The sequence below is a fragment of the Gottfriedia solisilvae genome, assembly GCF_002128405.1.
Classification (GTDB): domain Bacteria; phylum Bacillota; class Bacilli; order Bacillales; family Bacillaceae_G; genus Gottfriedia; species Gottfriedia solisilvae.
In genome coordinates this window covers 753,915-771,027 of sequence record NZ_NETJ01000001.1, presented here as the reverse complement: position 1 = coordinate 771,027, position 17,113 = coordinate 753,915, and the positions used below count along the sequence as shown (strand labels likewise).

At 32.9% G+C, this 17,113-nt stretch carries 13 protein-coding genes and 1 riboswitch; of the genes, 11 read left to right on the top strand and 2 right to left on the bottom strand.

Annotated features, from left to right (window positions below; genetic code table 11):
• The first annotated feature begins 9 nt into the window (after positions 1-9).
• From mutS to CAB05_RS03765, 3 genes are all read left to right on the top strand, one after another.
• The gene (gene mutS / locus CAB05_RS03775) at positions 10-2,658 is read left to right on the top strand and encodes a DNA mismatch repair protein MutS (protein WP_087998471.1); all 2,649 of its coding nucleotides are present in this window, start codon (positions 10-12) and stop codon (positions 2,656-2,658) included.
• A gap of 52 nt (positions 2,659-2,710) precedes the next feature.
• Positions 2,711-4,645: a DNA mismatch repair endonuclease MutL gene (mutL, locus tag CAB05_RS03770; protein ID WP_087998470.1), complete on the top strand. Its 1,935-nt coding sequence runs from the start codon at positions 2,711-2,713 to the stop codon at positions 4,643-4,645.
• Positions 4,646-4,815: 170 nt separating this feature from the next.
• Complete coding sequence (locus CAB05_RS03765; protein ID WP_087998469.1) at positions 4,816-5,193, top strand: VOC family protein; 378 nt, start codon at positions 4,816-4,818, stop codon at positions 5,191-5,193.
• Between the two features lie 68 nt (positions 5,194-5,261).
• Here CAB05_RS03765 and CAB05_RS03760 read toward each other — a convergent pair whose 3' ends face one another.
• Entirely contained in the window at positions 5,262-5,747 is a 486-nt protein-coding gene (locus CAB05_RS03760) for a QueT transporter family protein (protein ID WP_087998468.1), read from the bottom strand.
• A 4-nt stretch (positions 5,748-5,751) separates the two neighbouring features.
• Positions 5,752-5,796: riboswitch (PreQ1 riboswitch) on the bottom strand.
• A 165-nt stretch (positions 5,797-5,961) separates the two neighbouring features.
• On the opposite strand from CAB05_RS03760, the gene CAB05_RS03755 reads away from it, so the two are divergent.
• Positions 5,962-6,915, top strand: a complete 954-nt coding sequence (locus CAB05_RS03755) for a carbohydrate kinase family protein (protein ID WP_087998467.1) — start codon at positions 5,962-5,964, stop codon at positions 6,913-6,915.
• 113 nt (positions 6,916-7,028) lie between these two features.
• On the opposite strand, the gene CAB05_RS03750 is transcribed toward CAB05_RS03755, so the two are convergent.
• Positions 7,029-7,568: a flavodoxin family protein gene (locus CAB05_RS03750; protein ID WP_087998466.1), complete on the bottom strand. Its 540-nt coding sequence runs from the start codon at positions 7,566-7,568 to the stop codon at positions 7,029-7,031.
• Between the two features lie 441 nt (positions 7,569-8,009).
• Here CAB05_RS03750 and hppD point away from each other — a divergent pair, with 441 nt between their 5' ends.
• From hppD to CAB05_RS03715, 7 genes are all read left to right on the top strand, one after another.
• The gene (gene hppD, locus CAB05_RS03745; RefSeq protein ID WP_087998465.1) at positions 8,010-9,125 is read left to right on the top strand and encodes a 4-hydroxyphenylpyruvate dioxygenase; all 1,116 of its coding nucleotides are present in this window, start codon (positions 8,010-8,012) and stop codon (positions 9,123-9,125) included.
• Positions 9,126-9,137: 12 nt separating this feature from the next.
• Positions 9,138-9,749, top strand: coding sequence for a flavin reductase family protein (locus tag CAB05_RS03740; protein ID WP_087998464.1), 612 nt, complete (start codon positions 9,138-9,140; stop codon positions 9,747-9,749).
• A gap of 3 nt (positions 9,750-9,752) precedes the next feature.
• Entirely contained in the window at positions 9,753-10,649 is an 897-nt protein-coding gene (locus tag CAB05_RS03735) for a fumarylacetoacetate hydrolase family protein (protein WP_087998463.1), read from the top strand.
• A gap of 10 nt (positions 10,650-10,659) precedes the next feature.
• The gene (locus CAB05_RS03730) at positions 10,660-11,811 is read left to right on the top strand and encodes a homogentisate 1,2-dioxygenase (RefSeq protein WP_087998462.1); all 1,152 of its coding nucleotides are present in this window, start codon (positions 10,660-10,662) and stop codon (positions 11,809-11,811) included.
• A gap of 340 nt (positions 11,812-12,151) precedes the next feature.
• Positions 12,152-13,234 (top strand): histidinol-phosphate transaminase, encoded by a 1,083-nt coding sequence (hisC, locus tag CAB05_RS03725; protein WP_087998461.1) that lies wholly within the window; start codon positions 12,152-12,154, stop codon positions 13,232-13,234.
• Between the two features lie 593 nt (positions 13,235-13,827).
• Positions 13,828-14,127, top strand: a complete 300-nt coding sequence (locus CAB05_RS03720) for a 3-isopropylmalate dehydrogenase (RefSeq protein WP_087998460.1) — start codon at positions 13,828-13,830, stop codon at positions 14,125-14,127.
• Positions 14,128-14,489: 362 nt separating this feature from the next.
• Entirely contained in the window at positions 14,490-17,096 is a 2,607-nt protein-coding gene (locus tag CAB05_RS03715; protein WP_087998459.1) for a transglycosylase domain-containing protein, read from the top strand.
• The last annotated feature ends 17 nt before the right edge of the window (positions 17,097-17,113 follow it).

Sequence of the window (17,113 nt, the reverse complement as noted above, 5' to 3'; positions counted from 1 at the left end):
TAGTATAGCATGGCAACTTATACGCCTATGATAGAGCAATATTTAAATATAAAGAAACATTACCAAGATGCTTTTTTATTTTTTAGACTTGGTGATTTTTATGAAATGTTTTTTGAAGATGCAATTAAAGCATCTAGAGTTTTAGAAATTACGTTGACTGGACGTGCAGGTGGGTCGGAAGAGAAAATACCGATGTGTGGGGTACCATATCACTCTGCAGCAGGGTATATAGAACAATTAGTTGAAAAAGGATATAAAGTAGCAATTTGTGAGCAAGTAGAAGATCCATCTGTTGCAAAAGGTGTTGTTCGAAGAGAGGTTGTTCAACTTATTACACCGGGCACTCAAATGGAAGGAAGAACAATTGAAGAAAAACAAAATCATTATATTTCCTCGTTGATGGAATTTACACCTACATCTTACGGATTAGTTTGGATTGACCTTACGACTGGTGAAGGAAATGCAATGTTATTAAAAGGTTCATTAGATGAGGCGGTATTAAAGATAGCTGCTACTGGTACGAAAGAGGTCGTTGTTGCGGATCATTTTTCTACGAAGGCCATTCAAACACTTGAAAAAAGTTTTTCAATTACGGTGTCAATTGAAACGAATGATATGTTAACTGAAGAGTTTACAAATGTCGTCAAAACAATTGAACGAGTTGAACTTCAAAAAGCAGCGGCAAGATTATTAAACTATTTATCAAAAACGCAAAAACGTACACTTTCGCATTTACAACCAATCATTGTTATCCACCAACATGACTTTTTAAATATGGATATGTATTCAATGAGAAATCTAGAATTAGTCGAAACGCAACGTTCAAAAAATAAACAAGGATCATTGAATTGGTTATTAGATGAAACAAAAACGGCAATGGGTGGACGATTACTGAAAAAGTGGATTCAAAGACCGTTGGTAGATGTTAAACAAATAGAAAAACGTTTAACACTTGTTGAACTATTTAATGAAAATTACTTTGTACGTGAAGATATTAAAGAATTATTAAAAGGTGTTTATGATTTAGAAAGATTAGCTGGAAAGGTTTCATTTGGTAATGTGAATGCGAGAGATTTATTACAACTGAAACGTTCACTTCAAAATATTCCAGCGATCAAAGAAACATTAAAAATGATTGATCATGATGAAATTCATTCGTTACTTAACCAAATCGACACTTGTGATGAACTAGAGGAGCTTTTAGAATCAGCGATTGTAGAAGATGCGCCTTTATCGATTAAAGAAGGTAATATTATCAAAGATGATTTTCATAAAACACTTGATGAATATCGTTTTGTTAGTAAAAATGGGAAAAACTGGCTAATGGAGCTAGAACAACGTGAGCGAGACATTACAGGAATAAAGTCCCTTAAAATAGGCTATAATCGTATTTTTGGTTATTTTATAGAAGTAACAAGGTCTAATCTGTCACAGCTTCCAGAAGGGCGATATGAGCGCAAACAAACACTAGCCAATGCTGAACGGTTTATAACAGAAGAATTAAAAGAAAAAGAAACATTAATTCTTGAAGCAGAAGAGAAAATGATTGGTTTAGAATACGAATTATTTATCTCGATTCGTGAGCAAGTAAAGCAATATTTAACAAGACTACAAAAACTTGGACAAGTTATTAGTCAAATAGATGTTTTACAAAGTTTTTCAGTCATTAGTGAAAAATATGGATATGTAAAACCGACATTTACAACTAAACGTGAATATATGGTTACAAATGGACGTCACCCTGTTGTAGAACGCGTATTATCCGATACTGAATATATTCCAAATGATACAAACTTAGATGAAATAACACATCAATTATTAATCACTGGGCCAAACATGGCTGGTAAAAGTACGTACATGAAACAAGTTGCAGTCATTAGTATTATGGCTCAAATTGGGTGTTTTGTACCAGTTGAGTCTGCAAAACTACCGATCTTTGATCAAATATTTACACGTATTGGCGCAGCGGATGACTTAATTTCAGGTCAAAGTACATTTATGGTTGAAATGTTAGAAGCCAACTTTGCTATTACAAATGCGACTGAAAATAGTTTAATATTATTTGACGAGATTGGAAGGGGTACTTCAACTTATGATGGAATGGCCCTAGCGCAGTCGATGATTGAATATATTCATGATCATATTGGTGCGAAAACTTTATTCTCGACACATTACCATGAACTAACTGTATTAGCTGAACAATTAGTACATTTAAAGAATATTCATGTAGCCGCCAAAGAACAAGATGGGAAAGTCTTATTCCTTCATAAAATATTTGAAGGAGCTGCAGATCAAAGCTATGGTATTCATGTTGCAGAACTTGCAAACCTTCCTAAAGATGTCATCTCTAGAGCTAAGGAGCTATTAAATGACTTAGAATCAAATGAGAGACCGTTTATAAAAGAAGAACCAAAAAAACAAGCTAATCTTTCTAGTGAAATAGTGAGAGAAGTTAATCAAAATGATAAAACACCTGAGGAAATGAATAATGATTCCAACGCACAATTAAGCTTTTTTGATGTAGAGAAACCGAAAATGAAAGAAATGAAAAAAGATCATCCTGTTATTGATCAGTTGAAAAAGGTAAATTTATTAGAATTGAATCCAATGGAAGCATTTAATTTATTATATGAACTACAAAAAGAAGTAAAGAAATAATAGCCAAGGCAAGAAGTTGGCCTTTCTTTTTATTTTGGAAAGGAGGAAACGTATGTCTAAAATTAAAAAATTGGATGAAATCCTCGCCAATCAAATTGCAGCAGGTGAAGTAGTTGAACGTCCTGCATCTGTTGTGAAGGAATTGCTTGAAAATTCGATTGACGCAAAAAGCACACGCATTTCAATAGAAATAAATGATGGTGGACTCTCTAGAATTTTCATTAGTGATAATGGAGAAGGGATGTCAAAAGAAGATAGCATTCTCGCTTTTGAACGTCATGCAACTAGTAAAATAAAAAATGAAAATGACCTATTTCGGATTCGAACACTAGGATTTCGTGGAGAAGCTTTACCTAGTATAGCATCGGTTAGTTATGTGACTGTAAAAACATCAACAACTGATGGTCCAGGTATTGAAACTGTTCTTAAAGGTGGCATTTTACAATCCCAAAAAGAAATTGCTAAATCAACAGGAACAAGTATAGATGTTTCTAATTTATTTTTTAATACACCTGCTCGCTTGAAATATATGCGAACTGTCCAAACTGAATTAAGTAATGTGACTGATGTGGTTTACAGACTTGCACTAGCTAATCCATCTATTGCAATTGATTTAAAACATAATGATAAATACATGTTTAGAAGTAATGGGAATGGAGATGCAAGGCAAATCTTAGCATCATTATACGGACTGCAAATTGCTAAGAACATGGTTCACTTTGAAGCCGAATCATTAGATTTTCAAGTAGATGGCTATTTATCGATGCCTGAATATACTAGAGCTTCAAGAAACTATTTATCAATTTATGTAAATGGTCGATATGTTAAACATTATGGTGTAAATAAAGCAATTTCTGAAGGGTATCATACATTACTTCCAATCGGTAGATTTCCTATTGTTGCACTATTTATTAAAATGGATCCTCAATTAGTAGATGTAAATGTTCATCCTACAAAGCAAGAAGTACGCTTTAGTAAGGAAGAGCAATTATATACTTTAATCAGAGAAAGTATCCAAAAAGTATTTAGAAGTAGATCGTTAATTCCAGAAATAACAAGATCAGCACCAAAAGAAAAGGTTTTAAGTGAACAATCTACATTTACTTTTGAACATACAACGAAAGATGATGTAGAAAAGAGTTTGCCGTTTTCATTACAGAATGATTCTATGAATCATTCAACCCAGCAATCAGAAAAGATATTTGAGGAATCATTTAGTAGTCCTGACACAAATGATTTCATTGAATCAGAAAGTCAAGCTGATTATGAAAGCCAATATTTTCAATCGTTTTATTCGAATGAAAACGATAATGGTGATCTTAAAAGTGAAGAGATACAAAGTAAAACTGAGGAAACAACTGTCTTCATTAGTAATGAACTTGCTAAAGAAGAACCACCGATTGATCAATTACCACCGCTTTATCCAATAGGACAAATGCATGGTACGTATATTGTTGCACAAAATGAAAATGGATTGTATTTGGTTGATCAGCATGCTGCACAGGAACGAATTTATTATGAATATTTTAAAGAAAAAATTGGTGAAATTGCAGCGGAATTACAAACCTTATTGATCCCAATTACATTCGATGTTTCTCCGGAACAAGCTATTCTGTTAGATCAATATACTGATGAACTAAGAGAAGTTGGTTTGTTTATTGAGAAATTTGGTAGCAATAGCTATGTGATTAGAGAACATCCAAATTGGTTTCCAGAAGGACAAGAAGAAACATTAATTGATGAGATGATCCAAGAGTTATTAAAACGCGGGACTATAAATATTAAAAAACTTCGTGAAGAAAAAGCAATCATGATGAGTTGTAAAGCTTCAATTAAGGCGAATCAATTTATCACGAACGATGAAATATTTAGATTGCTAGAAACACTAAGAAAATCAACAAATCCTTTTACTTGCCCACATGGCAGACCAATTGTTATTCATTTCAGTTCGTATGAGCTTGAAAAAATGTTTAAGCGCGTAATGTAAAACGACTCAAGAAATTGAGTCGTTTTTTTATGTAAAAACTTAGTGATTACCAAACTAGTTGCTTTCATATTTGAGCTTTTTCTTTTCTACGATGAGACATTGTTTTGTCAAAATCTGTTTGATATACTAAATTTTGTCAGACTATTATTAAATAGAGGGGTACATTTTAAATGATTAATAAAATTGGTAAAGTTACTTTATATGTACAAGATCAAGAAGCAGCGAAGGATTTTTGGATAAATAAAGTTGGCTTCGTATTAAAATATGAGATGGCAATGGGTCCAAATGCTAAGTGGATTGAAGTTGGTCCAAGTGAAAGTGAATTTACAACATTAGTTTTATATTCAAAATCATCAATGGAACAACATAAACCGGAAAAAGTAGCACATCCATCTGTTTTATTCAGTACGAATGATGTTGAATCAGCTTATAAACAAATGCAAGATAATGGTGTAAAAGTTGACGAAATGTTAAGAATGCCATTTGGAACGATGTTTTCATTTTATGATCAAGACGGAAATGATTATATATTGAGAGAAGACAAATAAGATTATTCATTATAAAAGATACATACAAAAAAGAGTTGCCTACCTGAATTGGCAACTCTTTTTATATGTTAAATTAGTTTCTCAAAATTAACACGTTTATTTAAGTAATACATAATTGGAATACCTATCACCATGACAACAAATTCTCCAACAGCAGTAGTTAAATATGTGATTGGGAATGGTAATCCATATGCTAATTTTAGTTCAATCGCAATTAGGAACATTGAAGCGGTAAAGACGATTGTATTCACGATCATACGTGGAATGATACCTTTGATCAATTTTGAAGTGATGATTGTAATGAACAATGAAATAACAGTTTGTCCGACTCCAAAGATTAAATCATAAGCAACAATTGGTGAAAAGAAAAAGTTGGCAAGAATAACACCGACTACAATTCCTAAGAAATATTTTTTATTAAATACAATTAGGTGGTTAAATATTTCTGAAAGGCGGAATTGTAAATTCGAAAATCCGAATGGTTGTACAAAAAAGGTAACTGCTATATATAAAGCAGCAAAAACGCCGTTTATCGCAATCGTTTTTAATTTCATTTTATTCTCCTTAGTTTTTTTTCGTGGGAGGGTTACGAACCACGTAATTTAACAAACAAGATTTTATTTTATCTGTATGTATAGTATACGTCAAGGGCTAAATGAATTAATTATTAAAAAATACAAGATTTTCTATTAATAAATGAATGTGTTTTATGGTATATTTAAATAATGTATATTATTAATTTTTTATGTAAGTGAGAGGAATGAAGGTATGACCAAAAGTAATAACCCTTATATATTAGTTTTTGGGGTTTCAATATGTGATATTATCGGGTTTACCAAAAAAAATTATCGCCCTTATGATTCGAACCCAGGTAGTGTGAAAGTTTCATTTGGTGGCGTTTGCAGAAATATTGCAGAAAATATGGCAAAAATCGGATTAAATACAAAATTTATTTCAGTCGTTGGGAACGATATGAATGGAATGAATATGATCGAACATTCCAAAAAAATTAGTATGGATATGAGTGAAAGCTTGATTATTGAAGGAGAAGCTACTCCAACTTATTTAGCTATTTTAGATGAAAGTGGCGAAATGGTTTCCGCAGTAGTAGATTTAACAATCACTAACAATTTTACAAAAGAATTTATTCTTTCGAAAGCCGACGTTATTCGAGGTGCTGATTATATGGTAGTCGATGCAGATAATCCAAGCACACTTCAATTTTTATTATCAGAATTTCATCAAGAAACAAAGTTTATTCTTGATCCAGTCTCTGCTGCAAAGGCTTGCAAAATTAAAGATACAATTCAATATTTTCATACAGTTAAACCAAATCGACATGAAGCGGAAGTATTATGTGGTTTTGAAATTGTTTCGATTTCTGACGTTAGAAAAGCTGGTGAATATTTTAGGCAAAAAGGTGTCAAAAACGTATTTATTAGTTTAGATGCGGAAGGAATCTATTATCATAATGGTGTAGAAGAAGGCATTTTAAAGGCCAAAGGAGTATCTGTTGTGAATGTCACAGGAGCAGGAGATGCACTTGTTGCTGGAATCGGATATGGCTATATGAATCAAATGAGTATGGCTGATACAGTTAAATATGCTGTGACAATGTCATCTATTGCTATTTCACATGTTGATACAATTAACCCTAAAATGTGCACGGATTATGTTTTAGTTCATATGAACGAATTAGAATGGGAACATACTTCATTTTAATTGAAATTACCTCATCTTACACATCATGGAAAACGAACATCCAGAAGTGAATTTCCACATCCTTATATAACATAAAAAAAATACCCTTGCGACTATGCAAGGGTATTTCATCTTTAATTTTCATTTTTTAGCTTCAAATTTAGTGCGTTTGCTTGTTGAATCGTGTTTGAATCTAATCTAATATCACCAGGAGAATTAGCTTTTCCGATGATATATCCCTCAAATGACGCGCCTACAAATTCAAAAATATGCTTAAACTGTAAAATGAGTGGTAATGCTTTTAAACTTGGATTATCCCCACCAACGATAACGACATACATTTTCTTGGTTTTCATTTTTTCTGCAAAATTTAATTCTTTATCTCTTAAGCTTTGAGACCAGCGATCAATAAAATTTTTCATAAGTCCACTCATGCCATACCAATATAAAGGAGTTGAAAAGATAATTGTATTATGTTCAAGCATTTCCTTGCTAATTTGCTCATAGTCATCATCAACAGGTTGAAAACCTAATTCTGCATGTCTTTGATCATTGATTGGTCTTATGTTTTTTGTTCGTAATTGAACCTCAGAGACTGAAATACCCTCTGTAATCATTTTTGTTAGTTGCTCTGTATTACCATTTTCTCTTGAACTACCGTGAATAATAAACATGTATATTTCACTCCATTTCCTTCATGTACTTACATATATTTCCTAATTGATATTATGAACTAAATAACTAGTAGAATAAAGTAATGTAACTCAAAGATCGTAAACAAAATTAAATTTTTGAATAATATAAAACGACAGAAATTTCATATAATATAAATTTTTTTGAAGGAATTACAAAAAAGATGTAGAACTTCTTGTATTAGTTGCTACTATAAAAAAATATAAAATGTATCATTGATGGATTCAAATATTCATATAGTAGTAAAGGTTGTTTGTTAGAAAAGGGAGGAATGTCCATATCATCATAAATGATACTCTTTTGAATAATCATACAATGAAAATGTTTTTTTTATGTAGTTTATTTGTTTTGTAAGCGTTTACTTAAAGTTTGTACATAGTTTTTTTCTTCACAAAAATCGTAATTTATAGGAGGAAATCAAGATGAAACAAAATGAATTAACACAAGCAAAAAATAGCTATGATATTTTTCCGGTTCAAGAAGTGCATCATTTAGAAATGTATGTGGGTAATGCTAAACAAACAGCTTATTTTTTTGCGAACACTTTTGGATTTACACCAATCGCTTATTCAGGATTAGAAACAAAAGTACGTGACAAAGTTTCTTATGTTTTAAAACAAGGTAGCATTCGACTTGTGATTACAGGAACTTTAAAAGAAGATTCTAAAATTGCTGAATTTGTAAAAAAACACGGTGATGGCGTTAAAGATATCGCATTAATCGTAGATGATATCGAAAAAGCATATCAAGGTGCAGTTAGTAGAGGAGCTATTAAAATCTTACCTCCAACTGAAATTAGTGATGAGTATGGTACAGTGAAAAAAGCTGTAATTGGTACTTATGGCGACACAATCCATACTTTAATTGAGAAAAAAGACTATAAAGGTGTATTCTTACCTGGATTTAAGGATCGTGCGTTTACCATTCCTGTAAATGAAACAGGTTTAATTGCTGTAGATCACGTTGTTGGAAATGTTGAAAAAATGGAAGAGTGGGTTTCTTATTATGAAAACGTAATGGGATTCCAATCAATGATTCATTTTGATGATGATGATATCAGTACTGAATATTCAGCACTAATGTCTAAAGTTATGACAAATGGAAGCCGTATCAAATTCCCAATTAACGAACCTGCTGAAGGCAAACGTAAATCACAAATTCAAGAGTATTTAGACTATAACAATGGACCTGGTGTACAGCATTTAGCTCTTTTAACTGAAGACATTGTTGATACTGTTACGAAGCTAAGAGCATTAGGTGTTGAATTCTTAAAAACGCCAGATTCATATTATGATATGTTAACAGAACGTGTAGGCAAAATTGATGAAGATATTGAAAAACTAAGAGAATTAAAGATTTTAGTAGACCGCGATGATGAAGGCTACTTATTACAAATTTTCACTCGTCCAATCGTTGATCGCCCGACATTATTTATTGAAATTATTCAACGTAAAGGTGCTAAAGGTTTCGGTGATGGAAACTTTAAAGCGTTATTTGAATCGATTGAGCGTGAACAAGCAATGCGAGGAAATCTATAAGGGGTTGTCACAATGGAAATTAGACCGGATACTTTACCATGGCAAGATGCTTATAAGCTGTTAATTGGTTCAGTTTTACCACGTCCAATTGCTTTTGTGTCAACAAAGAATACTGAAGGTGTAGCGAATGTTGCACCTTTTAGTTTCTTTACAGCAATTTGTGCTGATCCAATGCTAGTTTGCTTTGCTCCAATGATTCGAGGAACAGATGGAGATAAAAAAGATACGCTAAAGAATATCGAAAGCACAAAAGAATTTATTATTAATATTGTAAGTGAAGAAATTTGCGAACAAGTAAATCAAGCTGCAACTGATTTTGCTTATGGAGTAGATGAATTCGAGATGGTTGGACTAACCAAAATTGATGGTACAACTGTGAATGTACCAAGAGTAAAGGAAAGTTTAGTAGGACTAGAATGTGAACTTTTTGAGCTATTACATTTTGGTGATAACAAAGGTGCTGGTAGTTTAGTAATTGGTAAAGTTGTGAATGTTCATATTAATGATGAATTATATGAAAATGGCAAAATCAATACTGAAAAATTAAATCCAGTTGGACGTTTGGCTGGTCACTCATATACAAAAGCAATTACAGACACATTTGCGATTGAGAGAAAAAGGTGAATTATGAAATTTATTACATTTTTATATGAAGGAAAAGAAAAAGCAGGAATATTAGTAGATGACCAGGTGCTTGATATAAATAAATTAAGCAATGGCAAAATACCATCCGATTTACTATCTATTCTAGAAAACTATGATGAATATAAAAATGAAATTGCTGAATTAACAGGAGTAGGTATTCCACTTTCTTCTGTTGAATTGCGATCACCACTTCCGAAGCCGTCTAGCATACGTGATTTTTATGCATTTGAGGAACATGTTAAAACATCTCGAGGCAGACGAGGTTTAGAGATGATTCCTGAATGGTATGAAGTACCAGTATTTTATTTCACTAATCATAGAGCGGTAATTGGACCAGAGGATAGTGTATTTATTCCTTCTAATTGTAAGCGAATGGATTATGAACTAGAAATTGCTTGTATTATTGGAAAAGCAGGAAGTAATATCTCAGTTGAAGAAGCAGATGATTATATTTTAGGATACACAATTATGAATGACTGGAGCGCGAGAGATCTTCAAGCACATGAAATGAAGGTCGGTTTAGGTCCATCTAAGGGTAAGGATTTTGCAACATCACTTGGACCATGGATTGTAACCAAAGATGAAATTGAACAATATAGAAAGAATAAAAGCTACGATTTGAAGATGACTGCCTCAATAAATGGAAAGGTCATTTCTAGTGGTAATTTTTCTTCAATCTATTACTCATTTTCAGAATTAATTTCACATGCATCAAAAAATGTCACTTTATATCCTGGGGATGTTATCGGATCAGGAACAGTTGGTACAGGGTGCATTTTAGAGCTAGGTGAAGAGAAGCATAGATGGTTAGAAGATGGTGATGAGGTAGAACTTCATATCACCGGTTTAGGAAAGCTAAGAAATATCGTTAGAAAGTGAGGGGAAGATATTGTATTATCGCACTTTAGGTAAAGTACCAAGAAAAAGGCATATTCAATTTAAAAAAGAAGATGGAACACTATTTAGAGAACAGGTAATGGGGACAAAAGGATTTTCTGGTACTCAATCCATTTTGTATCATCACCATATGCCTACATCAGTAAGTGAAACTTCATTTTACAAATCACTTAATATCGAGTTTGAAGAGCAATCCTCTTTACAACATCGTCATATTAGAACAAATAATATTGAGAAGACTGGCGATGCATTAGAAGGAAGAATGTACGTATTAGGTAATTCAGACCTATTAATCGCTGTTTGTAATGTTACGGAAGAAAGCCAATATTTTTATCGCAACGGTGAAGGTGATGAAATGTTATTCGTACATTACGGCACTGGTGAACTTCAAACGATGTTTGGAACAATTAGGTACCGAAAAGGTGATTATTTAATGATTCCGATTGGGACAATTTACAAGCTTGTGCCAACTTCGGATACAAAATTGTTAATTGTAGAGTCAAACTCTCAACTTACAACGCCAAGACGCTATCGTAATGAATATGGACAAATGCTTGAGCATAGCCCATTTTGTGAGCGTGATTTTAGAGGACCTGAAACATTAGAGACTTTTGATGAAAAAGGTGAATTTACCGTATTAACGAGAGCGAGAGGAAATTTATATAAACATGTATTAACACATCATCCATTTGATGTAGTTGGTTGGGATGGTTATTTATATCCATGGGCATTTAATATTGAGGATTTTGAACCAATCACTGGTCGAATTCACCAACCGCCTCCTGTCCATCAAACATTTGAAGGACATAATTTTGTCGTTTGCTCATTCGTTCCAAGATTATACGATTACCATCCAGAAGCAATTCCTGCGCCTTATGTTCATAGTAATGTAAATAGCGACGAAGTACTTTATTATGTAGAAGGTAATTTTATGAGTAGAAAAGGGATTGAACAAGAATCAATCACTCTTCACCCATCTGGTATTCCACATGGTCCTCATCCAGGAAAAACTGAAGGAAGTATTGGCAAAAAAGAAACATTAGAACTAGCAGTTATGATTGATACATTTAAACCACTTTATGTCGTGAAGGATGCTCATGCCTATGAGGATCCAGCTTATATGAGTAGTTGGATAGAAAAGTAGAGTCTTATGATTCTACTTTTTATTTAGAAAAGTGGAACAAGCTCGCCCAGCTCTGAAGGGAATATCTCCATATATCTGAAGAAGTGGTGATTTATCCACTTCAAAGATATATGGAATATTACCGAAGAGCTAGCTTGTGGAGCTAGACCGAATGAAAAGTGGAACAAGCTCGCCCAGCTCTGAAGGGATACATCTACATCTTTCTAGAAGATTCTCTATGAGGTAACTATAAAACTAATTTTTAGAAAACTCTAGCAAATAAAACTAGATAAACGACATATGAATATGATAAACTAGCAACATTATACAAAAAATTTGAATATGAAAAGGAGATTTTTGCATGTATGTGAAACCACAAATTTTGACACTTCAAGCTTATAAACCAGGAAAACCTAGTGAAGTAGTCATGAGAGAATATGGTCTCGATAAAGTTGTAAAACTTGCTTCAAATGAAAATCCGTTTGGTTGTTCTCCTAAAGTATTTGAAGAATTAAGAAATGTAGTCAGTAAATTTGCCATTTATCCTGATGGCGCAACAGAGATTTTAAGTGAAAAAGTTGCAAATTTTCTTGGAGTAGCTCCTAATCAATTAATCTTCGGAAGCGGTGCTGATGAAGTCATTCAAATGATTAGTAGAGCCTTACTTACAAAAGAACATAATATTGTACAAGCAGCTTTAACTTTCTCCCAATATTCACATCACGCAGTAATTGAAGGAGCTGAAGTTAGAAGTGTACCACTTGTAAATGGGGTACATGATTTAGATGAAATGCTTGAACAAGTTGATCAAAACACGAAAATAGTATGGATTTGTAATCCAAATAACCCAACAGGTACATATATAAATACACGCCAATTAACAGCGTTTTTAGAAAATGTCCCATCATCAACATTTGTTGTAGTTGATGAGGCGTACTTTGAATATGTATCTGCTTCTGATTATCCTAAAACAATCTCATTATTAAATAAATATGAGAATTTAGTTGTCTTACGTACTTTTTCAAAAGCATACGGCCTAGCATCTTTCCGAATCGGATATGGTGTAGCAAATAGTAAGTTAATCGAAGAAATTAATATAGCTAGATTACCGTTTAACACATCTATGGTTGCACAAGTTGCAGCAATAGCTTCATTAGAGGATCAAGTATTCATTCAAAATTGCGTACAGCAAAACAAAAAAGGTATGGAGCAATATACTGCATTTTTTGATGCATATGGCATTGAATACTATCCATCTCAAGCTAACTTTATTTACATTCCAGTTTCAAATAGCCAAGAAATCTTTACTCGACTAGAAGCAAAAGGTTATATTATTCGCGCATTCCCGGACGGAATCCGAATTACAATTGGAACTGCAGCGGAAAACGAAGGATTAATCTTACACTTAAAAGCGATCCTAACAGACAAGTCTGCTATTAAGTAAGAACTTAACTCCTCTAAACCGATAATGTATTAGGTTAATTACAAAAATATAATTTAATAATGAATTTGAAGACCAAATTGAGTATGATTTGGTCTTTTTGTTATTTTGAAATTAATCTTTAATTATCATTTTGTAATAAAACGCAGAATTGCAGATACGAATTGAATAAATATTTGACACTATTAATAGAAAGTATTTTAAGATATATATTTTGATTTGTTCAAATTATATTGTTCTTTATATTAAGTGAGAAATCTAGGGGCTCTCCCGAAATTAGAAAAAGTAGACTTGCACTAATTAAGAGTTTATGAATGCTAGGAGTATCAAGATAGGTTTTCTTAGAGTCACCCAATATCACAAAATGATTGGAACGGAAGGTGCTCGACTCCTGTGGGAGTAGCGGGGCAGCTGAGACCCCACAGGCGCGCGCCGAGGAGGCTCAGCGCACGCCCCACGGAAAGCGAGCATCCTGGAGTGGAAATCAACCCATTCTCTATTTTTGAGGCACCTTTTTAATAAATATTTGATACTAAAGAAGTATTGGAAAAGGAATATTTTACCAAAAGTAAAATGTTTAATTTAGGAGGGATAAAATGTCTAGTAATTTAATAATCATTTCAATATTGTTAGCAAACATACTATGCGTAAATTTATTTGCATTTTTTATTTATAGAAAATCAAAGAATCTATACCTAGCAGCTTTTATCATCTTTGCTCTTGCATGTATTTTAGCAATTGTTGAAGGGATCATTGCTGTGATGATTATTCAAGATGGCTTCGCATTTTTCTTCGGATTAAATGTCGTTGGTTACTGTTTAATTATTAATAGTATAATTGTTTTTCTTATGGCAATTTTAGTGTCAATTGTTAAATTTTTTAAAAGACTAAATTAATTAAATATTACTGAACAAGTGGTGTGGAGTTGCGATTGCAGCTCCTTTTGAACGTTAATTGGGTATGAAAAATACGTACAAAACATAAAGACTTATAATATTCCAAATTTTTACAAAAAAGGGTATTATTCTATCTTTGTAGTATTATTTATGATGGGAAAAAAATCCATTAGTATATTAGTAGAGTAAATCGTTTTTACGATCCTGAGATCTGACTAATAGAATAAAAGGAGAAAAGATGGTGATTCGTGTTTTAAATTGAGTTCAAATTGAAAAGAAGATTTCTAAAAAAGCATTTGTATAGAAAATAATAAGTAACTATGAAAATATTTTTTATAAGTTTTGAAAGGTAGGAAAATAAGATGGCAAAAGAGTATCGTTCACGAGAAGAACGTAAACGAATGGAAAAGCCTTCAAAAGGAACTCCTAAAAAACGAGAAGGTCTATTAAAGAAAATAATCCTCATCATTTTAACATGTGGTTTAGTAGGCTTATTAGGCGTTGTTGGTACATTTTACTACTTAATCAGTGATGCACCTAAATTAGATACAAAGAAGCTTCAAGTTCCTTTATCATCAACTATATTAGATAAAGATGGAAATGTAATTGCTGAATTAGGAAAAGAGCGTCGAACGAAAGTTTCTTATAGTGAGATTCCTAAAGTTGTAGAAGATGCGTTTCTTGCGACAGAAGATATACGTTTTTATAAGCATAAAGGTGTAGACACTCGCCGCGTCGTTGGTGCTGTTTTAGCAAACATTACTGGCGGATTTGGTTCTCAAGGTGGTAGTACAATTACGCAACAGGTCGTAAAAAATTCATTTTTATCACCAGAAAAAACGATCAAACGTAAGGTACAAGAATGGTATTTAGCATTCCAATTAGAACAAAAATATTCAAAACATCAAATTTTGGAACTGTATTTAAACAAGGTGTATTTTTCAAACGGTTTAAAAGGTCAAGGTGTATATGGAATTGCGAAAGCAAGTGAACGATATTTTAGTAAGGACTTATCAGAAATTACATTACCTGAGGCAGCAACTTTAGCAGGCATGGTACAAAGTCCAAATAACTTTAATCCTGCTAAGCATCCTAAGGCATCTGAAAATAGAAGAAATATTGTTCTTAGCCAAATGAAGAAATACGGATATATTACAGAGGATCAATTTACACAATCAAAAGCGATTCCTATGGAGAAATTAATCAAAGTCCAAGAAGACGAAAGTGTAAAGTATCATTCATTTTTAGATGTAGTCATTGATGAAGTAGAAAAAAATGGAGATGCAAATGTTTATACAGACGGACTAATAATTGAAACAACGCTAGATACTAAGGCTCAAGATAAAGCTGATGAAATCATTAATCGCGGAAAAGAATTTTATCCAAGTGATGAGTTTCAAACAGGATTTGTATTAACTGATACAAAAACAGGGGAAATCAAGGCAGTAGGAGCTGGTAGAAATACTACATCAGGTGGTTTAAATTTTGCAACAGATATAAAAAGACAACCTGGGTCTACGATCAAACCAGTTTTAGATTATGGACCAGCAATTCAAAATTTAAAATGGTCAACAAATCACCAAATTGTTGATGAACCTTATCAATATTCTGATGGAACACCAATTAGAAACTCTGACAAAAATTACAAAGGGCAAATATCAATCCGTGAGGCTCTTACAAGATCAAGGAATATACCGGCTTTAAAAACAATTCAAGAAGTTGGCTTAGATCGTTCACGTGAATTTGGTAATGGACTTGGTTTTAATTTCGAAAAAGATACATTTTACGAGTCTCATTCAATCGGTGGATTTACTGGTGTGTCCGCAATGGAAATGGCTGGAGCTTACGCTGCATTTGGTAATGGTGGAGTGTATATCAAACCACATGCTGTAACTAGAATCATTTATCAAGATAAAACAGAAAAAGTGTTAACACCAGAACCAAAGCAGGCTATGAGTGACTACACAGCATATATGATCACAGATATGCTTAGAGATGTTGTTAAATCGCCAAGTGGAACAGGTGGTTTGGCAAATATTCCTGGGCTTGATATGGTCGGAAAAACAGGTACAACAAATTATCCAGATGATGTAAAAGCTAAATATGGTTTTCCATCAAATGCTACACGAGATAGTTGGTTTGTTGGCTATACACCAGATGTAACTGTTTCGGTTTGGACGGGCTATGAAAAAAATAAAAAAGATCATTACTTAGGACAAAGTTCTGTAAAAATTGCCAAATATATCGCAAAAGATATGTTACAAGAAACAGCAAATTCATCTTCAAAATTCCAAAAGCCAGATTCAGTAGTGGAAATTCGTGATGAATTGTTTATTAAAGGTGAAAAAATGGATGAGGTTCCTAAAGATGAATTATTGGAACCAGCACAAAAAGTTACTTCAAAATTTGATGAAGCAACAGGAAATATTTTATTGAATTGGCAATATCCATCAGACTTATTACCATCAACTACATTTGAAGTAAGTTATGAAGCAAATAAAGTTGCAGGACAAACGCAAAAAGTTCAAGGAACTACAGCAACCATTTCTGGAATTGTGCCAGGAGATATTGTAAAAATTAAAATAGTTGCAACTAGTGAAGATGGAAAGAGTAATCCTGTAACAATTACGGTAGATTTAACATCGGTAGTAGAACCAACTAACCCAACAGATGATGACACTCAAACTGGAGATGACAACGGTAGTGGGGACAATGACGACCCAGAAGATGATAATGATGGTATAGATAATGGGAATGGTACTGACGATGGAACTGAAGATGATAATGGTGATCCGATAACGCCAGAGACTACAGATCCAAATAAACCTACTGTACCTACAAACCCAACAAAACCAACAAAACCACAAGAAAATGGTGGCGTTAAAAATCCAACATCATTTTACTCAGATTCTCAATATACTAATCGAATGACGAAAATGAATACAAAAAATATCAGGGTTTTATCATAATAGAATAATAATATTGA

Coding starts and splice junctions, on each gene's coding strand:
- CAB05_RS03715 (WP_087998459.1), top strand. CDS start 14,490: ATGGCAAAAGAGTATCGTTCACGAGAAGAACGTAAACGAATGGAAAAG.
- CAB05_RS03760 (WP_087998468.1), bottom strand. CDS start 5,747: ATGAAATTAAAAACGATTGCGATAAACGGCGTTTTTGCTGCTTTATAT.
- CAB05_RS03740 (WP_087998464.1), top strand. CDS start 9,138: ATGGAAATTAGACCGGATACTTTACCATGGCAAGATGCTTATAAGCTG.
- hppD (WP_087998465.1), top strand. CDS start 8,010: ATGAAACAAAATGAATTAACACAAGCAAAAAATAGCTATGATATTTTT.
- hisC (WP_087998461.1), top strand. CDS start 12,152: ATGTATGTGAAACCACAAATTTTGACACTTCAAGCTTATAAACCAGGA.
- mutS (WP_087998471.1), top strand. CDS start 10: ATGGCAACTTATACGCCTATGATAGAGCAATATTTAAATATAAAGAAA.
- CAB05_RS03765 (WP_087998469.1), top strand. CDS start 4,816: ATGATTAATAAAATTGGTAAAGTTACTTTATATGTACAAGATCAAGAA.
- CAB05_RS03735 (WP_087998463.1), top strand. CDS start 9,753: ATGAAATTTATTACATTTTTATATGAAGGAAAAGAAAAAGCAGGAATA.
- CAB05_RS03720 (WP_087998460.1), top strand. CDS start 13,828: ATGTCTAGTAATTTAATAATCATTTCAATATTGTTAGCAAACATACTA.
- CAB05_RS03755 (WP_087998467.1), top strand. CDS start 5,962: ATGACCAAAAGTAATAACCCTTATATATTAGTTTTTGGGGTTTCAATA.
- CAB05_RS03750 (WP_087998466.1), bottom strand. CDS start 7,568: ATGTTTATTATTCACGGTAGTTCAAGAGAAAATGGTAATACAGAGCAA.
- mutL (WP_087998470.1), top strand. CDS start 2,711: ATGTCTAAAATTAAAAAATTGGATGAAATCCTCGCCAATCAAATTGCA.